Origin of the sequence: Lactococcus sp. S64 (assembly GCF_016516525.1) — a bacterium.
GTDB lineage: Bacteria > Bacillota > Bacilli > Lactobacillales > Streptococcaceae > Lactococcus > Lactococcus lactis.
Genome location: NZ_JACVUQ010000001.1, coordinates 491,802 through 506,179, shown reverse-complemented (window position 1 = coordinate 506,179; position 14,378 = coordinate 491,802). Strand labels below are relative to the sequence as shown.

Here is a 14,378-nt window from a genome sequence, read left to right as displayed (position 1 = left end):
TTGAAGGCTTCGATTAAAGATTGACGGTGAAAGTTGTCCCTTTTCCAAGAATGGATACAACGTCAATTGTTCCGTGAAGCTCTTGAACATTTTTCTCAACGATAGCAAGTCCTAAACCTGTTCCACTAACTTCTGCACGACTTTCATCAACCCGGTAGAAGCGGTCGAAAATTCGCTCTTTTTGAATTTCACTAAGACCAGGACCATTGTCAGTTACACTGAAGATAACTTTATTTTGTTCAAGATGTAAGCTGACAAAAATTTGTCCATTTGCTGGAGTGTATTTAATTGCATTTTCAATCAAATTCTCAAAAATGCTGTGAACCATTGGTTCGTTGGTTTTAAAAGTGATTTCTTCAATTTGGGATTCTAAATGAAGTGATTTTTCATTAATTTGTGGTCCTGAGCTTTGGAGAATATTTTGTATCAAAGCTGTAAGATTAATTTTCTTTTTATCAATTCGATGATTTTGTTTGGTCAAAAGCAGTGTATCCTGAACTAAATTCATCAGGCGTGAACTTTCTTTATTGATAATAGATGCGAAATTTTTTGTGTCAGAACTTGAAATTGAATCTGTTTCCAGAAGTTCAGCGAAGCCTTTGATAGAAGTAAGGGGAGTTTTTAATTCATGAGAAACGTTAGCAATAAAAGCATTGTGGGCATCCACTGTTCGACGATAAGAGCTAACATCCATCATAGTCACCATAAATCGACTGTCCAAATCAGGTAAAGGAGTGATACGGACTTGATAATAAGCCCCAAGTTTTTCAAAATAGAAAAGTTTTTCTTGAATATCAGGATGTAAAATTTTATCAACAAGAAAATTTAAGAAATCAGCATAGGGGCTGAAAATATCTAGATTTTCAGTATCTGAAAATTCATTTTTAAAAGAAGCATTGGTCCGACGAATTTTTCCTTTATTATTATAAATGAAAATCGGAAATTGGAAAAATTCAATAAATTCGTAGAGATTTTCTTTCTTTTCAGTATGAGAGAGCGCTTGTTTCTGAATTTTTTCGCCCAATTTATTGAGCTCAGTTGTAATTTTATCGTCGTTCTCATTCATCAAATAGCTTTGAGTCAATGGGCTGCGCTCGATATTTTTAATTTTAGCAACGGTATTTTCTCGAAAAACATAAGCTCTCTGAGCAGAACGTAAAACTTGGATGGCGACAGCCAAGTAAAATAAAATTGCAAAAATGATAATGGCAAAATCTGTAAAGAAAGTAGAGGTACGATTTTCTGTAACCTTTAGATAACCGTTAATTTGACCCTCGCTAAATATGGGACTAGTCACGGTTATTTCTTGAGAATCTAAACTACGTGCGTAAGTCGCACCCTTTTTAATTTTTTTAGTATCCGAATTTACTGTATTCTTTGGAAGATGTTCAAAATTATCTGGCAGAGGATTATCAGGATGTTTTTCTAAAAAGAGTTGTATTTTATCTATTGTTTTTAATACTCGATTTGTATCATTTTCTAAGATATTTTGGTTCGATAGAATCACCAAACTTAAGGTCGCAATAATATATAGGACCGTCATAAGCATGATGTGTTTAAGTTTCATTTTCTTCAAAATAGTATCCGAATCCTCGTTTTGTTTTGATATAATGATTATTTAATTTTTTACGAATTTTAGAAATGAGCACATCAATGGTGCGGGTTTCAGCAGTGTCTGAAATTCCCCAAAAATGTTGCAGGAGTTCTTCACGACTGACAATTTTTCCCTCTCTTTTAGCTAAGAGTTCAAGGATTTCAAATTCTCGTTTGGTTAAATCTAAAACTTTTTCGTCAAAAGTGACTTCTTTTTTTATAAAATCAATGACCAATCTGTCAGTAACTAATGATGAAGGACTTTCATCTAAAGCTTCACTGACAGTTTCGGAGGGTGCTTGGTTATACATTTGATTTCTGCGAATGAGCGCATCGGCTCTGACAATGATTTCTTTCATTGGAGTCGTTTTATCTAAATACTCATCAGAACCTGCTGACAGCCCTGTCAGTTTCATTTCATCATCATCTCGAGCAGTTAAAATTAAAATTGGTGTAAAATTACCTTCTTTACGAAGTTTTTGGGTGACTTCAATTCCGGAATATTCGGGCATCATTAAATCAAGTAGAAGTAAATCAAAGGGATTTTTACGAGCTTTGTCATAAGCTTTTTTCCCGTCTGATACAATAGTTACTTCGTAATCATTTTGCCGAAAATTATAAGATAAAAGGGTCAAAATTGCCCGATCATCATCAGCAATTAAAATTTTTTTCATACTTTTAATTATAACGAAAACAGGGAGTTTTGTATAGAATAAATTATTATTTTTAGCTAAAAAAATAATGGATACTTAGACTTTGATAAAGATAAAAAAATTACATTTTATTATTTTAAATCATCAATTAGAAAATAATGAATAAACATAAAAAATGATATAAATTTTGTTATAATAGAGCTTATGGAAATCGAAAAAACGAATCGAATGAATACTCTTTTTGAGTTTTATGCGACACTCTTGACTGATAAACAAATGAATTACATTGAACTTTATTATGCCGATGATTATAGTTTGGCAGAGATTGCTGAAGAATTTAATATCAGTCGTCAAGCTGTTTATGACAATATCAAGAGAACAGAAAAAGTACTTGAAAGCTACGAAGAAAAATTACATCTTTTTAGTAATTATGTGGTTCGTAATCAATTATTAGAAGAGCTAATGAAAAAATATTCTACTGACCAATATTTAATCACTAAACTACAAGAAATTCAACAAATTGATGAAGAAGAGTTTTAAAGAATTTACTGACAGAAATTTTTTTATTACTGACAGCTTTGAATCAAATGATAAAGGAATCTGTCAGCTCACCTTTCTCATATAAAATACATACTTTAATGAAATTTTACTGACAGAAAAGTTAAAATATGCTATAATTAGACTTCAAGGTTCAAAGAATTACTGACAGAATAATCAGTAGGTATCTCCTTAAATTTGGGGGCGTTACGGATTCGACAGGCATTGTCGCGCATGAACTGCAACTGCTGAGGGATCAGGATAATCATCCGCAGATAAATATAACTGCTAAAAATAATACACAAACTTACGCAATGGCAGCCTAAACAGCACCATGCGTGCCTGATTTTTGCTCACTGATGGCAATTTGACGGCCTAAACTTTTAGTCAGATACGTTGTTGTGGAGGTTTGACGCAGCAAAAGAGATTTAAAGCCCCGCAAAATGTCGCTGTTTGAGACTGGCTTTGGCATTTTGTTAAATTTGAGAAAGTCCTATGGTTGTAGACGTTGATGTAGCAAGGTGTTTGGACAGGGGTTCGACTCCCCTCGCCTCCATTGAATGGATTTTATAGAATCCTATAGTATTAGAAATCGCTCAACAGAGCGGTTTTTGTTTTTGGTGTTCCGATATGATACGATATAAGCGGATAACAGTTCGATGCATCACTGACAGAAAGCATTGCAAAGATTCTTAGGAATCGGACAAGATGATCTATTTGGTCAAGCTACAATTAAAGACATGCAAAAACAGCTTGGAACAACACAAGATAGAACTATTAGCCCAGTTTCTGATTCTGTCAGAGAATTACAAATTCGATTGAATATGGATATATTCTAAGAAAAAGCCTGCATTATGCAAGCTTTTTTCATTTAAAGTTATATAAATATTAAATTTATAATATGTTATGATAATATTTGATTAAGGAGATTTTTGTGAAAAATATTTTTGGAGTTTTTTTGATGGAAAAGGATTAAAAAAAGATAATAGTTTAAATATTATTAGGCTATTTTTAGCAATATTAGTTGTTTATGAGCATACAGCACCATTAGGTGGATATAAAGTTAATCTTGATCTATTTGGTAAAAGTATTGGAGCATGGGCTGTTTATATATTTTTCGGAATTAGTGGATATTTAATTACAGCTAGTTCTTTTTCAAATAGTGTTCCGCAATACTTAATTAAACGTATTGCACGCATTTTTCCAGCTTACCTTGCTATTCAATTCGTAACAGCATTTATATTTGCTCCCCTTGTAACACTTTTAGACGGTGATAGTATCGCTAAATTATGGGAAACTCCAGTTACGCCTATAGGTTATTTTTGGGGTAATTCTTTGTTGCAATAAAAAGTTGGAGAATTGGGAGTACGTTATCTACAAACCCTTATCCTAAAGCTTGGAATGGTTCGACTTGGACGATCTGGAATGAATTTCTTTGTTATATTATTATAGTTATTGTTGTATCTTTAATTATTAAATATAAAAAAATTTATATACCAATCATGGCATTTCTTTGGTTGGGTTTAAGTTTTCTTTCCAGCCGCTTACCCGAATTAATTAAAGCGGGTGGAAATAGTTTGATTGATGTTAAGTTATTTATTCCACTATTTTCTGTTTTTATGGCTGGTTCGCTTTTATATTCTTTAAAAAAATACTTGCGGTTTAATTTATTCGGTGGAATCATTTCATTAATTGTAGCCTCCTTGATAATTACAAGTTTTCCTAATTTTGGATATCAATATGCTGCGCCTTTTATATTATTTGTAGTGTTTGTTATTGCAAATAAGATTCCATCTCCTAAATGGATAAAGAAGAACGACTTATCTTAAGGAGTATATTTAGTAGCATTTCCAATTCAACAGCTTATTGCTTTTGCTTTGTTAAAATGGGAATCAGTATTCCATTCATAGTATTTGGTGTATTAGCTTCAATATTATCAATAATTGTTGCTTCACTCAGCTGGAAATACATTGAATTACCTAGCCTTAATAAAGTTAAAGTTAACAACCTGACTAAACAAGAAAGAATAGATGAGATTCCGGCTATGCCAACGGAAACAGTAGGAGCGACTTATCGTAGAAGTTCTAGAATCTAGTAACTAATATACGATAATAAATTAACCCTGGCTTCGGTCAGGTTTTTTTGATTTATTAAACAAAAAGTAACGTATGTGCTACATATTGGTTTTTTACTTGTCATATATAAAATTAAATGATATACTAATTTAATAGTTCGGAGGATTACCCAAGCCTGGCTGAAGGGAACGGTCTTGAAAACCGTCAGGCGTGTAAAAGCGTGCGTGGGTTCGAATCCCACATCCTCCTTAGACAGCCAATGTATATTGTTTATCTTATCCATCATCTTCCTATATGAAGATTTCTTTAAATGGCCCGCCAATGGTGGGTTTTTCATGTTATTATTGCCCCTCGCCTTCTCATCGTTGAAAGCTGGAATAGTCAACTGTCAACTAAGAGAAAAAATTTAAATTATTATATAATATGTTAATAAAAATAAATGGAGTATTATTATGAAAAAAGTATATTTTCTTTGTACAGGTAACTCTTGTCGTTCTCAAATTGCCGAAGGTTATGGGCATAAAATTTTGGAAGGGTGGGAGGTTTGGTCCGCAGGGATAGAAACGCATGGTTTAAATCCCCGTGCAGTTAAAGTAATGGCAGAAGAGGGAATAGATATTTCTTCTCAGAAATCTGAGCTAATTGATTTAGATTATTTTAATGAATGTGATTTGATAATTACTTTATGTGGAGATGCTCTTGATAAATATCCGATGATTCCTAAAGGAGTTAATCACGAACACTGGGACTTACAAGACCCTGCTTGTGCGACAGGGACAGAAACAGAAATTTTGGCTGAGTTTAGAAAAACAAGAGATTTAATAAAAGAAAAAGTTAAAATGATTGAAAAATGATTTATTTTATCTATTAAAAAGGAGAGAAAATGAAGTATAAAATCGGACAATTAGTAAGTTTACCAGAAACAAGATATAAAGGAATTATAGGAACAGTAATCGCTGAAAATAAAGTGGGTATCTTAGTGAGATTTGATGGGATACAAGAGTTGTATTTTAAAGAAGAAGAACTTAAAGCATATAAAAAATAAATAAGTTTTAACTGATTTCGGGCAGTTTTTTATTTTCATTTATTATATAATGTTTATCGCTTTCATTTTGTTAGTGATAGTATTATAATAAAATTATAAGAATAGGTGGAGGTATTATTATGGCGAAACAGTATAAAAAAATATTAGTTCCTGTCGATGGTTCTGACCAAGCTTATAATGCGGTTCGAGAAGGAGTGATGTTAGCGCAATGGTCTGAAGCGGAGTTAATTGTATTGACCGTTAAAGATTTAGTGCGATATTATGGCATTGCTAACTATGGTATTGTTGAGACTCCAGGATTGGATAAGCTGGCAAATGATATTTTACTCAAAGTAGGCTCTATTATTCCAGCAGAATCTAAATTCAAAACGCAAATTTTATCGGGTTCTCCAAAACGAGAAATTGTTCAATATGCTAAGGAAAATGATATTGATTTAATTGTCATGGGGGCAACAGGAGCAGGAGCGTTTGATAGATTACTTGCAGGATCTACGACGAATTATGTTGTCAATCATGCACCTTGTGGTGTAACTATCGTTCAAGGATAAGAATCAGTTTATAATAAAAAGACCTATCATTAGTGATAGTTCTTTTTATTTTTTATATCTAATTTATGCTGATATAATCTAGTTGAGGAGAAATTTATGATATCACTTATTTTAATAATTATTGTAGGAATAGAGCATTTATTGTTTGGATTTATTGAGATGTTTGGAGGAACAAAGTTACAAGCTGACGCTTTTGGTTTTGATGAATCTGAATTAAAAAATAAGACATTGCAGGTTGCGCTCTCCAATCAAGGAATTTATAATCTTGGTTTTGGTTTGATGATTATATTACTAGCCATAATGAATGCAGCTACTTCCGTTTTTATTATTGCGATGCTTTTTGTCATCTTAGTTGGAATCTATGGTGCTTTGACAGTGACGAAAAAAATATTATTTGTTCAAGCTTTACCGGCATTTGTAACTTTAATAGTTCTTTTGCTATCGCTTTGAACCTAAAATTAACTTCTTTAAGGATAAAAAACGCTGCGATTAGCGTTTTTTTATTTCAAATTTATTTAGTGGTTTAGTAAGTGACCAATAATAAATAAAATCCAGATATGAATTGGATAAAAACCATAGAAAAAATATTTTTCAAAGGTTGAAGAGCGACCACCCTTTTTGCCATTGTATAGGTAAATAAAAGGAAGAACGGTGATGATTAGGAATTCTGGGTTAAGAGAAATACTTTGCCAAAGCGACATGGAAGTGTCAAAAGAAAAGGCCTGTAGAAGAAATAAGATTGATAAAAGTAGTGTACCAATATAAAGAATCCAATCTTTTCCACTTTTACGTGATGCGTACATTAAATATGGAAGGATTAGAGCAACTAAACTTGCTTCTGTAAATATTGAAAGAGCTGAAACGAAAATGAGCGGAAAAATCAGCAATATTTTCTTCTTTTCTATAATAGTATCAAGGAGCCATACAGCACCAAAACCACAGGCTAAACTCAGAAAGATATTTGGATTAAGGATGGTAAAAAAGCTTATGGAGACATTCATGAGATAATGTATGACTAAATTTCCGAGAGCCATGACTGCTCCAGCAACTAGAAGGCGTGTTAGATATTTTTTTCGACTTCGGGTATAAAAGAACCCTTCAATCATTAGAAAAAAGAAGAGAGGAGAGACGAATCGGGATGCCATATCTAAGATAGAAAAATCGGGTATCCCAGGAAGTCCTAGAAGAACTTCTAGGTAAATATGGTCAAGTAGCATGAATATGATTGCTATTATTTTAAGTTGATAGCCAGATAAACCAAAACGTTGTTTCAAAAAAATACCTCACAAAAATATATTTTACTTATCTATTTTAATATGGAAAATAGAAGGTATAACTTACGTTTATGTAAGGTCAGTTTTGAGGAAATACTCATTTATATTTCAGAAATAAATTGTTTGGAGTCAAGAAATCTATAAATCGCAAAACGGTAATAAAAAAAGCGTTGTTTAGACGCTTAATCAAAATTGCTATGTCTTCCCCAATTTATTGCCATTAAAATAGTCACTATTGGCAGAGCGTACAACCAAACAAGTGATATCAGAGCTCCAGGTAGTAAAAAGACTAGAAATATTTTAATTCTTTCCAGATTTCTCTTTCGAAGAGTAGCACTCCCATTGTATTGTTTATAAATTATTTGACTGAAAACAATCAAACTAATCCAAGGAATTAAATAGGTTGAAACATAGGCTAAACTTGCAGTCAAAGAGTTCGGATGTTCTGCATGTGCAACAGTTGAAAAGGGAAAGAGACAAACAATAAGTAGAATCCAATGATTAGACCAGAGAATTAACTCATCAACTTTATTTGATTTGATAAATGTCATTACATGGTGCAGTGAGTTCCAAATGGAAGCAAGAGCAACAAAAGTAGTGATATAAATAAGGAGCATAAGTAATACATTTGGTGAAAAAAGGTTTCCGTCTTCTGGAACTTTAAATTCTAAAACTGTTAGGGTCATTACTACGGCAAATATTCCGTCAGTAAGCGCCTCTATTCTGCTTTTATTCATACTTATAATTATAGCAAAAAAAGCTAATAAACTCTGTTATAGAAAGAGCTTATTAGCTTTTTATTGATATCTTATATAGGTGTTGTTAGTTGAATCACGAGTGACTAGATAGAAAGACCCATCTGGCAAAACTTGATAAAATCCCACTGTTCCACTTCCACCATTTGCAAGTATTTTATTGGAAATTACACTAATTATGCAAGTATCTCCATCTTTATCAGGAAGGAAACTATAGTTTTCTGCGTCTGCACCAAAGAAAACTTTAAAATAGGTGAGTACAGATGATTCTGTAAAGTTATTTGGATCTAATTTGGATATAAACGAGATGTGCTATTAGTGTCAATTATATGAATGTCATTAATTTTATTTGCTTCATCATTAAAATTAAAGATAATTTTTCTTGATTGAATTCATAAGTTTGGCTAAATGGAGCAGATTCTGTTTTAGATTGTGAAAAGAATACAAAGAAATATATCTAAATAATAGACTTTTAGATTAATTTAAGCTAGAATGATTTTAGGAGGAGTATCAGATGAAAAAGTTAACAAAAAGGCAATTTGCTGCTATTGGAGCGGTGGCAGTTTTAATTATTGGTGGAGTAAGCTTTGCATTAGTAAAACATAATGAAACTGATGGAGTAAAGACAAATGCTTCTAGTTTAAAAAGTAGTTCAAAAAAAGAAATGACTTCAAAAACTAGTGAAATAAATGAAAGCCAGAAAAGTTCAAGCAGCCAAACATCAAGTAGCAGTCAAGAAGAAACAACTCAAAGTCAGTTGAGTGTGGATACAAAAAATTTAACTGAAAATCAATTTGAGCAATGGGTAGCAATCACGCAGAGCAATCAAATGCAAGATACTCATCCTCTTCGAATTACTGTTTCTAAAAGTGATAATAATTTGTATCAAGCAAAAATAGATTATACTGCGACACGAATTGATTCCGTTAACTCTTATAAAGTTAATAGTTCAGGAGAACTTGAAGCGATTGATTTTGAACATTATCCAGCAATGAAAGTTGTATCACAAAGTTTTCCAGAAATTAAACAGAATCAATTAACAACGAATCAAATAAATATGTGGGTAGTAGCTGTTCAAGATGTTTTATTTGAACAAAAGGGGTTGAAACCTGGGATTGATGTGGTTTATGATTTAGAAACGGTTACTAATGGTAGTATCGCAAATGTGAAGGCTTTTAAAATCGATTATACACCTTCCGCTAATGGGGGTGCCGATAATGCTAACAAAACATTAATTAACGAATTTAGAATTAATTCTGATGGTAATTTAGAGATTAAAGATGTAAATAGTGAGACTGGTTACAGAATTATATCTAAAGTTTATATGGATACTTCCATGGTTCAATAAATGACAGTTTTTAAAATGATCTAAACAATTTTTGATCTTATCAGGAATTTGTTTAAGGTCATTTTTTTATGAAAACCATTCAAAAGTTTGAGAATCATTTTGAATTTTATAATATAATATAGAATGCAGAAGGAGTATTTATGTTAAAAATTGGATCTTATATCCTATTATTTTATTTGGCTTTTAGGTTATCAAAACATTCGTTCGAATTTGAAAAAGTTAGCAGACTTGAATTAATTATTTTGCCTTTGTATTCAACGCTGATGTTTTTTATCACGATGACTTGGAGTGAAGAAAATATAATGGTGGCTATTATATTACTCTTTTTATCATTTTTGGTGGGATGGCTGCAAGCTTCAAAAGTTGAATTTAAAGATGAGGGAAAAGAGGATAAATATCAGCGTCCGATTATTTTGATGAAAAAGAATTGGTCTTATATAATTGGTTGGGGTATTTTGTTTTTATTAATAATTGGTGCTCATTTTTATTCAAATTCACACATGGAAGTGGAAGAAGTAGTGACGGAATTCTGGAAAGAAATAGTTAAAGAAATTTCAATATTTGCTAGATTTAATGCTAAAGATGGTTGGGAAACTTGGTTAATAACCGGGGTTTCAAGTTTAACTTTTACGGCTTTTATAAAAAGTAAAAATAAAAAATTGGAAAAAAGTTTAGCGAGAAGAAGAAAAAATAGTTCTTTTAGTGAGTAGATATTTTTGTGATTAACAAAAGTTACCAATAAATGGTATTGAAAGCGAACTCGAAAATGGGTAGAATTATCTTATCCAATATCTCTTAGATTTTTCAAATTTCCAAGAATTTGATTTAACAGATATAATAACCAATAGTGACCTCTTGAAAGAGGTCATTTTTTATTTCAAAATGTGATATAATAATTGACAGAAATAGAGAGAATTTAAGGATATAATGATGGAAAATAGTTTAAATATCATTGAAAAAATGAATCCTAATCAAAAAATAAATTATGATCGTGTTTTTCAAAAAGTTCGTGAAAGTTGGGAAAGAGATTCTGTTCGTCCCAAAATTTTGCTTCATTCTTGTTGTGCCCCTTGTAGTACTTATTCATTAGAATACCTTACGCAATCAGCCGATGTGACGATTTATTTTGCTAATTCAAATATTCATCCGTCAACTGAATATACAAGAAGAAAAATGGTTCAAGAACAATTTGTAAAAGATTTTAATGAACGGACAGGAAATAATGTTCAATTTATTGCTGCCGAATATGAACCAAATGTCTTTTTACAAATGGTTCGTCAAAAACATTTAGAAAATGAACCTGAGGGTGGGAAACGTTGCACCTCTTGTTTTGAAATGCGATTGGATATAGTTGCTGAGAAGGCTTTAGAACTTGGTTTTGATTATTTTGGTAGTGCTTTGACTTTATCACCAAAGAAGAATAGCCAATTAATTAATGAAATTGGTCTTGATATTCAAAAGATTTATGATGTGAATTATCTTCCAAGTGATTTTAAGAAGAATAATGGTTATAAACGTTCAGTAGAGATGTGTAAAGAATACGATGTTTATCGTCAATGTTATTGTGGATGTATTTTTGCGGCTAAAGCACAAGGTATTGATTTAAAAGAACAGAATCGAGAAGCTATTAAATTTATTAGAAATCAATCATAATCATAGATTTGTATTTAAAAAATAAGAAAATAACTTGACAAAAAAGCCCATTTTTAATAAAATGAGGGTAACTTAAATATTCCAAAGGGGAGTAGCGTCGGTAAGACCGAAACAAAGTCGTCAATTCGTGAGATTCTCACCGGCTTTGTTGACATACTTATGTATGTTTAGCAAGACCTTTGCCAGTTTTGATATCTGGCAGAGGTCTTTTTTTGTAAAACCTCTCATGATATCAATTAGAAATAAAGGAGAATCATTATGCAGCCTTACAATCAATCCGTCAATGAAGTTTTAGAGGAAACTAAAAGTCAATTCGAAGGTTTGAGCCCAAAAGAAGTTGAAAATCGTCAAGCTAAAGATGGTTTCAATGAATTGAAAGAAAAGAAAAAAACTTCAACTTGGGAACTTTTTATTGATACTTTGAAAGACCCAATGGTTATCATCTTACTTTTAGTTGCTTTTGTCCAACTTTTCTTGGGGGAATTTGTTGAATCACTTGTTATTTTCATTGTTTTGATGATTAATTCAGTGGTTGCGGTCGTGCAAACTAAACGAGCAGAAAGTTCTTTAGATGCTTTGAGACAGATGTCGGCACCCTCAGCTAAAGTTTTACGTAATGGAGAGAAAACATCAATTCCTGCGCGTGAGCTTGTTGTTGGCGATATTGTTTCACTTGAGGCCGGTGATTTTATTCCAGCAGATGGACGTTTAATTAATGTTCAAAACTTACGTGTCGAAGAAGGAATGCTGACAGGTGAGTCTGAACCAGTTGAAAAATTTTCGGATGTCATTGAGGGAGAAGTTGCACTTGGTGACCGCAAGAATATGGTCTTCAGTTCAAGTCTTGTTGTTTATGGACGAGCAGATTTTCTTGTAACAGCAATTGCTGAGCAAACCGAGATTGGTAAAATTGCTCAAATGTTGGAAACTGCGGAAGCTAAACAAACGCCACTTCAACAAAAATTGGAAAAATTTGGGAAACAATTAGGTTGGGCAATTTTAGCGCTCTGTGCTTTAATTTTTGCTGTTCAAATTTTGAGACTCTTTACGACAAATCAAACGGCTGATATGCAAAAGGCTGTTCTTGATTCATTCATGTTTGCAGTTGCGGTTGCGGTTGCTGCAATTCCTGAAGCTCTTTCATCTGTTGTTACAATTGTTTTATCTGTTGGAACAAATAAAATGGCAAAACAGCATGCGATTATGCGTAATTTGCCAGCTGTAGAAACATTGGGTTCAACTTCAGTCATTTGTACTGACAAAACCGGAACTTTGACGCAAAACAAAATGACCGTTGTTGATTCTTTCTTGCCAACGCAAGGCAGTAAAGAACTGACAGATTTAACACAGGCAGACCAAAAATTGTTACTTAATGCAATGGTGCTTTGTAATGATTCATCATTTTCACAAGAAGGTCAGCTACTTGGTGACCCTACTGAAGTGGCTTTAATTGCTTACAGTGATAAAATCGGTTATCCATATCAAGATTTAAGAGAAAAATCACCACGTCTGGCTGAATTTCCATTTGATTCAGAACGTAAATTGATGAGTACAATCAATGATTTTGAAGGTCAGAAAACAATTTTTGTTAAAGGTGGCCCAGATGTACTCTTTAATCGCTGTAATCAAGTTTTCTTGGATGGAAAAGTGCAAGAATTTACTCCTGAATTGAAAGAGAAATTTCAAGCTCAAAATGAAGCTTTCAGTCAAAAAGCGCTTCGTGTATTAGCTTATGCTTACAAACCTGTCAGTGATAATAAGACTGAACTCACACTTACTGACGAAAATGATTTGATTCTGATTGGTCTGTCAGCAATGATTGACCCACCTCGTGAGGCTGTTTATGATTCTATTGCTGAAGCAAAAAAAGCCGGCATTAAAACGATTATGATTACGGGTGACCACAAAACGACAGCACAAGCTATTGCCAAAGATATTGGTTTGATGAACGAAGGAGATATGGCGCTCACTGGTCAAGAACTTGACGCACTGACTGAGGATGAACTTCGTGAAAATTTAGAAAAGATTTCGGTTTATGCTCGTGTGTCTCCTGAAAATAAAATTCGGATTGTTCATGCTTGGCAAAATGAGCATCAAGTAACCGCGATGACTGGTGATGGTGTAAATGATGCTCCAGCCCTGAAACAAGCTAATATTGGGATTGCAATGGGTTCAGGAACAGATGTAGCAAAAGATGCGTCAAGTATGATTTTGACTGATGATAATTTCGTATCAATTGTTTCTGCTGTATCAATTGGTCGTGTGGTTTATGATAATATCAAAAAATCAATTAGTTACCTTTTCTCTGGAAACTTAGGAGCGATTATTGCGATTGTCTTTGCTTTGGTCGTGGGCTGGGTCAATCCATTCACTGCTTTGCAACTTTTATTTATTAACTTGGTCAATGACTCTGTCCCAGCAATTGCCTTAGGGATGGAAAAAGCAGAACCAGATGTTATGGAAAAAGCTCCTCGTCAGTTAAATGAAGGAATCTTTGCCAATGGGTTAATGCGGGTTATTTTGATTCGGGGTTCATTGATTGGGATTGCGGCGATTATTTCGCAATATGTTGGACAAAAAACATCACCTGAAATGGGTGTGGCTATGGCCTTTACAACTTTGATTTTGGCACGTACTTTGCAAACTTTTGCTGCACGTTCAAATTCACAAAATATTTTAAAACTTGGTTTTACAACGAATAAGTACGTTTTGATGGCTGTGACTTTCTGTCTTGCTTTATACAGCTTGACTACTCTTCCATTCCTCAGAGAAATTTTCTCAATTCCAGCTGCTTTTGGTTGGTCTCAATGGATTGTAGCAGCAGGACTTGCCGTAATTGCTGTAATCTGTATGGAAATTCTCAAGTCAATTAAAGGCGTTTTTGAAAAACATTAAAA

The 14,378-nt window shown here is 32.9% G+C and carries 17 protein-coding genes, 1 tRNA gene and 1 other RNA gene; 15 read left to right on the top strand and 4 right to left on the bottom strand.

Going from position 1 to position 14,378, the window contains the following annotated elements:
* Positions 1-13: 13 nt before the first annotated feature.
* Positions 14-1,567, bottom strand: a complete 1,554-nt coding sequence (locus IAE51_RS02345) for a cell wall metabolism sensor histidine kinase WalK (protein WP_017864667.1) — start codon at positions 1,565-1,567, stop codon at positions 14-16.
* The gene (locus tag IAE51_RS02340; RefSeq protein ID WP_012898054.1) at positions 1,557-2,267 is read right to left on the bottom strand and encodes a response regulator transcription factor; all 711 of its coding nucleotides are present in this window, start codon (positions 2,265-2,267) and stop codon (positions 1,557-1,559) included. The genes IAE51_RS02345 and IAE51_RS02340 overlap by 11 nt, the downstream gene beginning before the upstream one ends.
* 183 nt (positions 2,268-2,450) lie before the next feature.
* Between IAE51_RS02340 and IAE51_RS02335 the strand changes: the two genes are divergently transcribed.
* The 11 genes from IAE51_RS02335 (at position 2,451) to IAE51_RS02285 (ending at position 6,901) form a co-directional block, all read left to right on the top strand.
* Positions 2,451-2,786 carry a putative DNA-binding protein gene (locus IAE51_RS02335; RefSeq protein ID WP_003130477.1) on the top strand — a complete coding sequence of 112 codons (336 nt, stop codon included), beginning with the start codon at positions 2,451-2,453 and terminating at the stop codon, positions 2,784-2,786.
* A gap of 197 nt (positions 2,787-2,983) precedes the next feature.
* Positions 2,984-3,342: a transfer-messenger RNA gene (ssrA, locus tag IAE51_RS02330) on the top strand.
* Between the two features lie 121 nt (positions 3,343-3,463).
* Positions 3,464-3,622: a hypothetical protein gene (locus IAE51_RS02325; RefSeq protein ID WP_017864616.1), complete on the top strand. Its 159-nt coding sequence runs from the start codon at positions 3,464-3,466 to the stop codon at positions 3,620-3,622.
* 157 nt (positions 3,623-3,779) lie between these two features.
* Entirely contained in the window at positions 3,780-4,130 is a 351-nt protein-coding gene (locus IAE51_RS12405) for an acyltransferase family protein (protein ID WP_080613254.1), read from the top strand.
* A 155-nt stretch (positions 4,131-4,285) separates the two neighbouring features.
* Positions 4,286-4,612 carry a hypothetical protein gene (locus IAE51_RS02315; protein WP_143466236.1) on the top strand — a complete coding sequence of 109 codons (327 nt, stop codon included), beginning with the start codon at positions 4,286-4,288 and terminating at the stop codon, positions 4,610-4,612.
* Positions 4,585-4,878, top strand: a complete 294-nt coding sequence (locus IAE51_RS02310; RefSeq protein WP_200094635.1) for a hypothetical protein — start codon at positions 4,585-4,587, stop codon at positions 4,876-4,878. Before IAE51_RS02315 ends, IAE51_RS02310 begins: the two co-directional genes overlap by 28 nt.
* 139 nt (positions 4,879-5,017) lie before the next feature.
* Positions 5,018-5,107 (top strand) — tRNA-Ser (locus IAE51_RS02305).
* 203 nt (positions 5,108-5,310) lie between these two features.
* Positions 5,311-5,712: an arsenate reductase (thioredoxin) gene (gene arsC, locus IAE51_RS02300; protein ID WP_103054851.1), complete on the top strand. Its 402-nt coding sequence runs from the start codon at positions 5,311-5,313 to the stop codon at positions 5,710-5,712.
* A 29-nt stretch (positions 5,713-5,741) separates the two neighbouring features.
* The gene (locus IAE51_RS02295) at positions 5,742-5,903 is read left to right on the top strand and encodes a hypothetical protein (protein WP_165379791.1); all 162 of its coding nucleotides are present in this window, start codon (positions 5,742-5,744) and stop codon (positions 5,901-5,903) included.
* Between the two features lie 119 nt (positions 5,904-6,022).
* Positions 6,023-6,451 (top strand): universal stress protein, encoded by a 429-nt coding sequence (locus tag IAE51_RS02290; RefSeq protein WP_003130484.1) that lies wholly within the window; start codon positions 6,023-6,025, stop codon positions 6,449-6,451.
* 96 nt (positions 6,452-6,547) lie between these two features.
* Positions 6,548-6,901 (top strand): DUF1304 domain-containing protein, encoded by a 354-nt coding sequence (locus IAE51_RS02285; protein WP_200094633.1) that lies wholly within the window; start codon positions 6,548-6,550, stop codon positions 6,899-6,901.
* Between the two features lie 65 nt (positions 6,902-6,966).
* Here IAE51_RS02285 and IAE51_RS02280 read toward each other — a convergent pair whose 3' ends face one another.
* Both IAE51_RS02280 and IAE51_RS02275 read right to left on the bottom strand, forming a co-directional pair.
* Complete coding sequence (locus IAE51_RS02280) at positions 6,967-7,725, bottom strand: TraX family protein (RefSeq protein WP_003130487.1); 759 nt, start codon at positions 7,723-7,725, stop codon at positions 6,967-6,969.
* Positions 7,726-7,907: 182 nt separating this feature from the next.
* A complete protein-coding gene (locus IAE51_RS02275; RefSeq protein WP_012897984.1) occupies positions 7,908-8,462 on the bottom strand; it encodes a TMEM175 family protein in 555 nt (184 codons plus the stop codon).
* Between the two features lie 532 nt (positions 8,463-8,994).
* Between IAE51_RS02275 and IAE51_RS02270 the strand changes: the two genes are divergently transcribed.
* The 4 genes from IAE51_RS02270 (at position 8,995) to yoaB (ending at position 14,376) form a co-directional block, all read left to right on the top strand.
* Positions 8,995-9,828, top strand: a complete 834-nt coding sequence (locus tag IAE51_RS02270; RefSeq protein WP_200094631.1) for a hypothetical protein — start codon at positions 8,995-8,997, stop codon at positions 9,826-9,828.
* Positions 9,829-9,968: 140 nt separating this feature from the next.
* Positions 9,969-10,538, top strand: coding sequence for a hypothetical protein (locus IAE51_RS02265; RefSeq protein WP_014570628.1), 570 nt, complete (start codon positions 9,969-9,971; stop codon positions 10,536-10,538).
* A 220-nt stretch (positions 10,539-10,758) separates the two neighbouring features.
* Positions 10,759-11,481 carry an epoxyqueuosine reductase QueH gene (locus IAE51_RS02260; protein WP_023189145.1) on the top strand — a complete coding sequence of 241 codons (723 nt, stop codon included), beginning with the start codon at positions 10,759-10,761 and terminating at the stop codon, positions 11,479-11,481.
* A gap of 258 nt (positions 11,482-11,739) precedes the next feature.
* Complete coding sequence (yoaB, locus tag IAE51_RS02255; protein WP_200094629.1) at positions 11,740-14,376, top strand: cation-translocating P-type ATPase; 2,637 nt, start codon at positions 11,740-11,742, stop codon at positions 14,374-14,376.
* Positions 14,377-14,378 lie beyond the last annotated feature (2 nt).

What these genes read in the sequence shown, in the direction of transcription:
- IAE51_RS02345 (WP_017864667.1), bottom strand. Translation starts at nt 1,567, where the DNA reads ATGAAACTTAAACACATCATGCTTATGACGGTCCTATATATTATTGCG.
- IAE51_RS02340 (WP_012898054.1), bottom strand. Translation starts at nt 2,267, where the DNA reads ATGAAAAAAATTTTAATTGCTGATGATGATCGGGCAATTTTGACCCTT.
- IAE51_RS02335 (WP_003130477.1), top strand. Translation starts at nt 2,451, where the DNA reads ATGGAAATCGAAAAAACGAATCGAATGAATACTCTTTTTGAGTTTTAT.
- IAE51_RS02315 (WP_143466236.1), top strand. Translation starts at nt 4,286, where the DNA reads ATGGCATTTCTTTGGTTGGGTTTAAGTTTTCTTTCCAGCCGCTTACCC.
- IAE51_RS02310 (WP_200094635.1), top strand. Translation starts at nt 4,585, where the DNA reads ATGGATAAAGAAGAACGACTTATCTTAAGGAGTATATTTAGTAGCATT.
- arsC (WP_103054851.1), top strand. Translation starts at nt 5,311, where the DNA reads ATGAAAAAAGTATATTTTCTTTGTACAGGTAACTCTTGTCGTTCTCAA.
- IAE51_RS02295 (WP_165379791.1), top strand. Translation starts at nt 5,742, where the DNA reads ATGAAGTATAAAATCGGACAATTAGTAAGTTTACCAGAAACAAGATAT.
- IAE51_RS02290 (WP_003130484.1), top strand. Translation starts at nt 6,023, where the DNA reads ATGGCGAAACAGTATAAAAAAATATTAGTTCCTGTCGATGGTTCTGAC.
- IAE51_RS02285 (WP_200094633.1), top strand. Translation starts at nt 6,548, where the DNA reads ATGATATCACTTATTTTAATAATTATTGTAGGAATAGAGCATTTATTG.
- IAE51_RS02275 (WP_012897984.1), bottom strand. Translation starts at nt 8,462, where the DNA reads ATGAATAAAAGCAGAATAGAGGCGCTTACTGACGGAATATTTGCCGTA.
- IAE51_RS02270 (WP_200094631.1), top strand. Translation starts at nt 8,995, where the DNA reads ATGAAAAAGTTAACAAAAAGGCAATTTGCTGCTATTGGAGCGGTGGCA.
- IAE51_RS02265 (WP_014570628.1), top strand. Translation starts at nt 9,969, where the DNA reads ATGTTAAAAATTGGATCTTATATCCTATTATTTTATTTGGCTTTTAGG.
- IAE51_RS02260 (WP_023189145.1), top strand. Translation starts at nt 10,759, where the DNA reads ATGGAAAATAGTTTAAATATCATTGAAAAAATGAATCCTAATCAAAAA.
- yoaB (WP_200094629.1), top strand. Translation starts at nt 11,740, where the DNA reads ATGCAGCCTTACAATCAATCCGTCAATGAAGTTTTAGAGGAAACTAAA.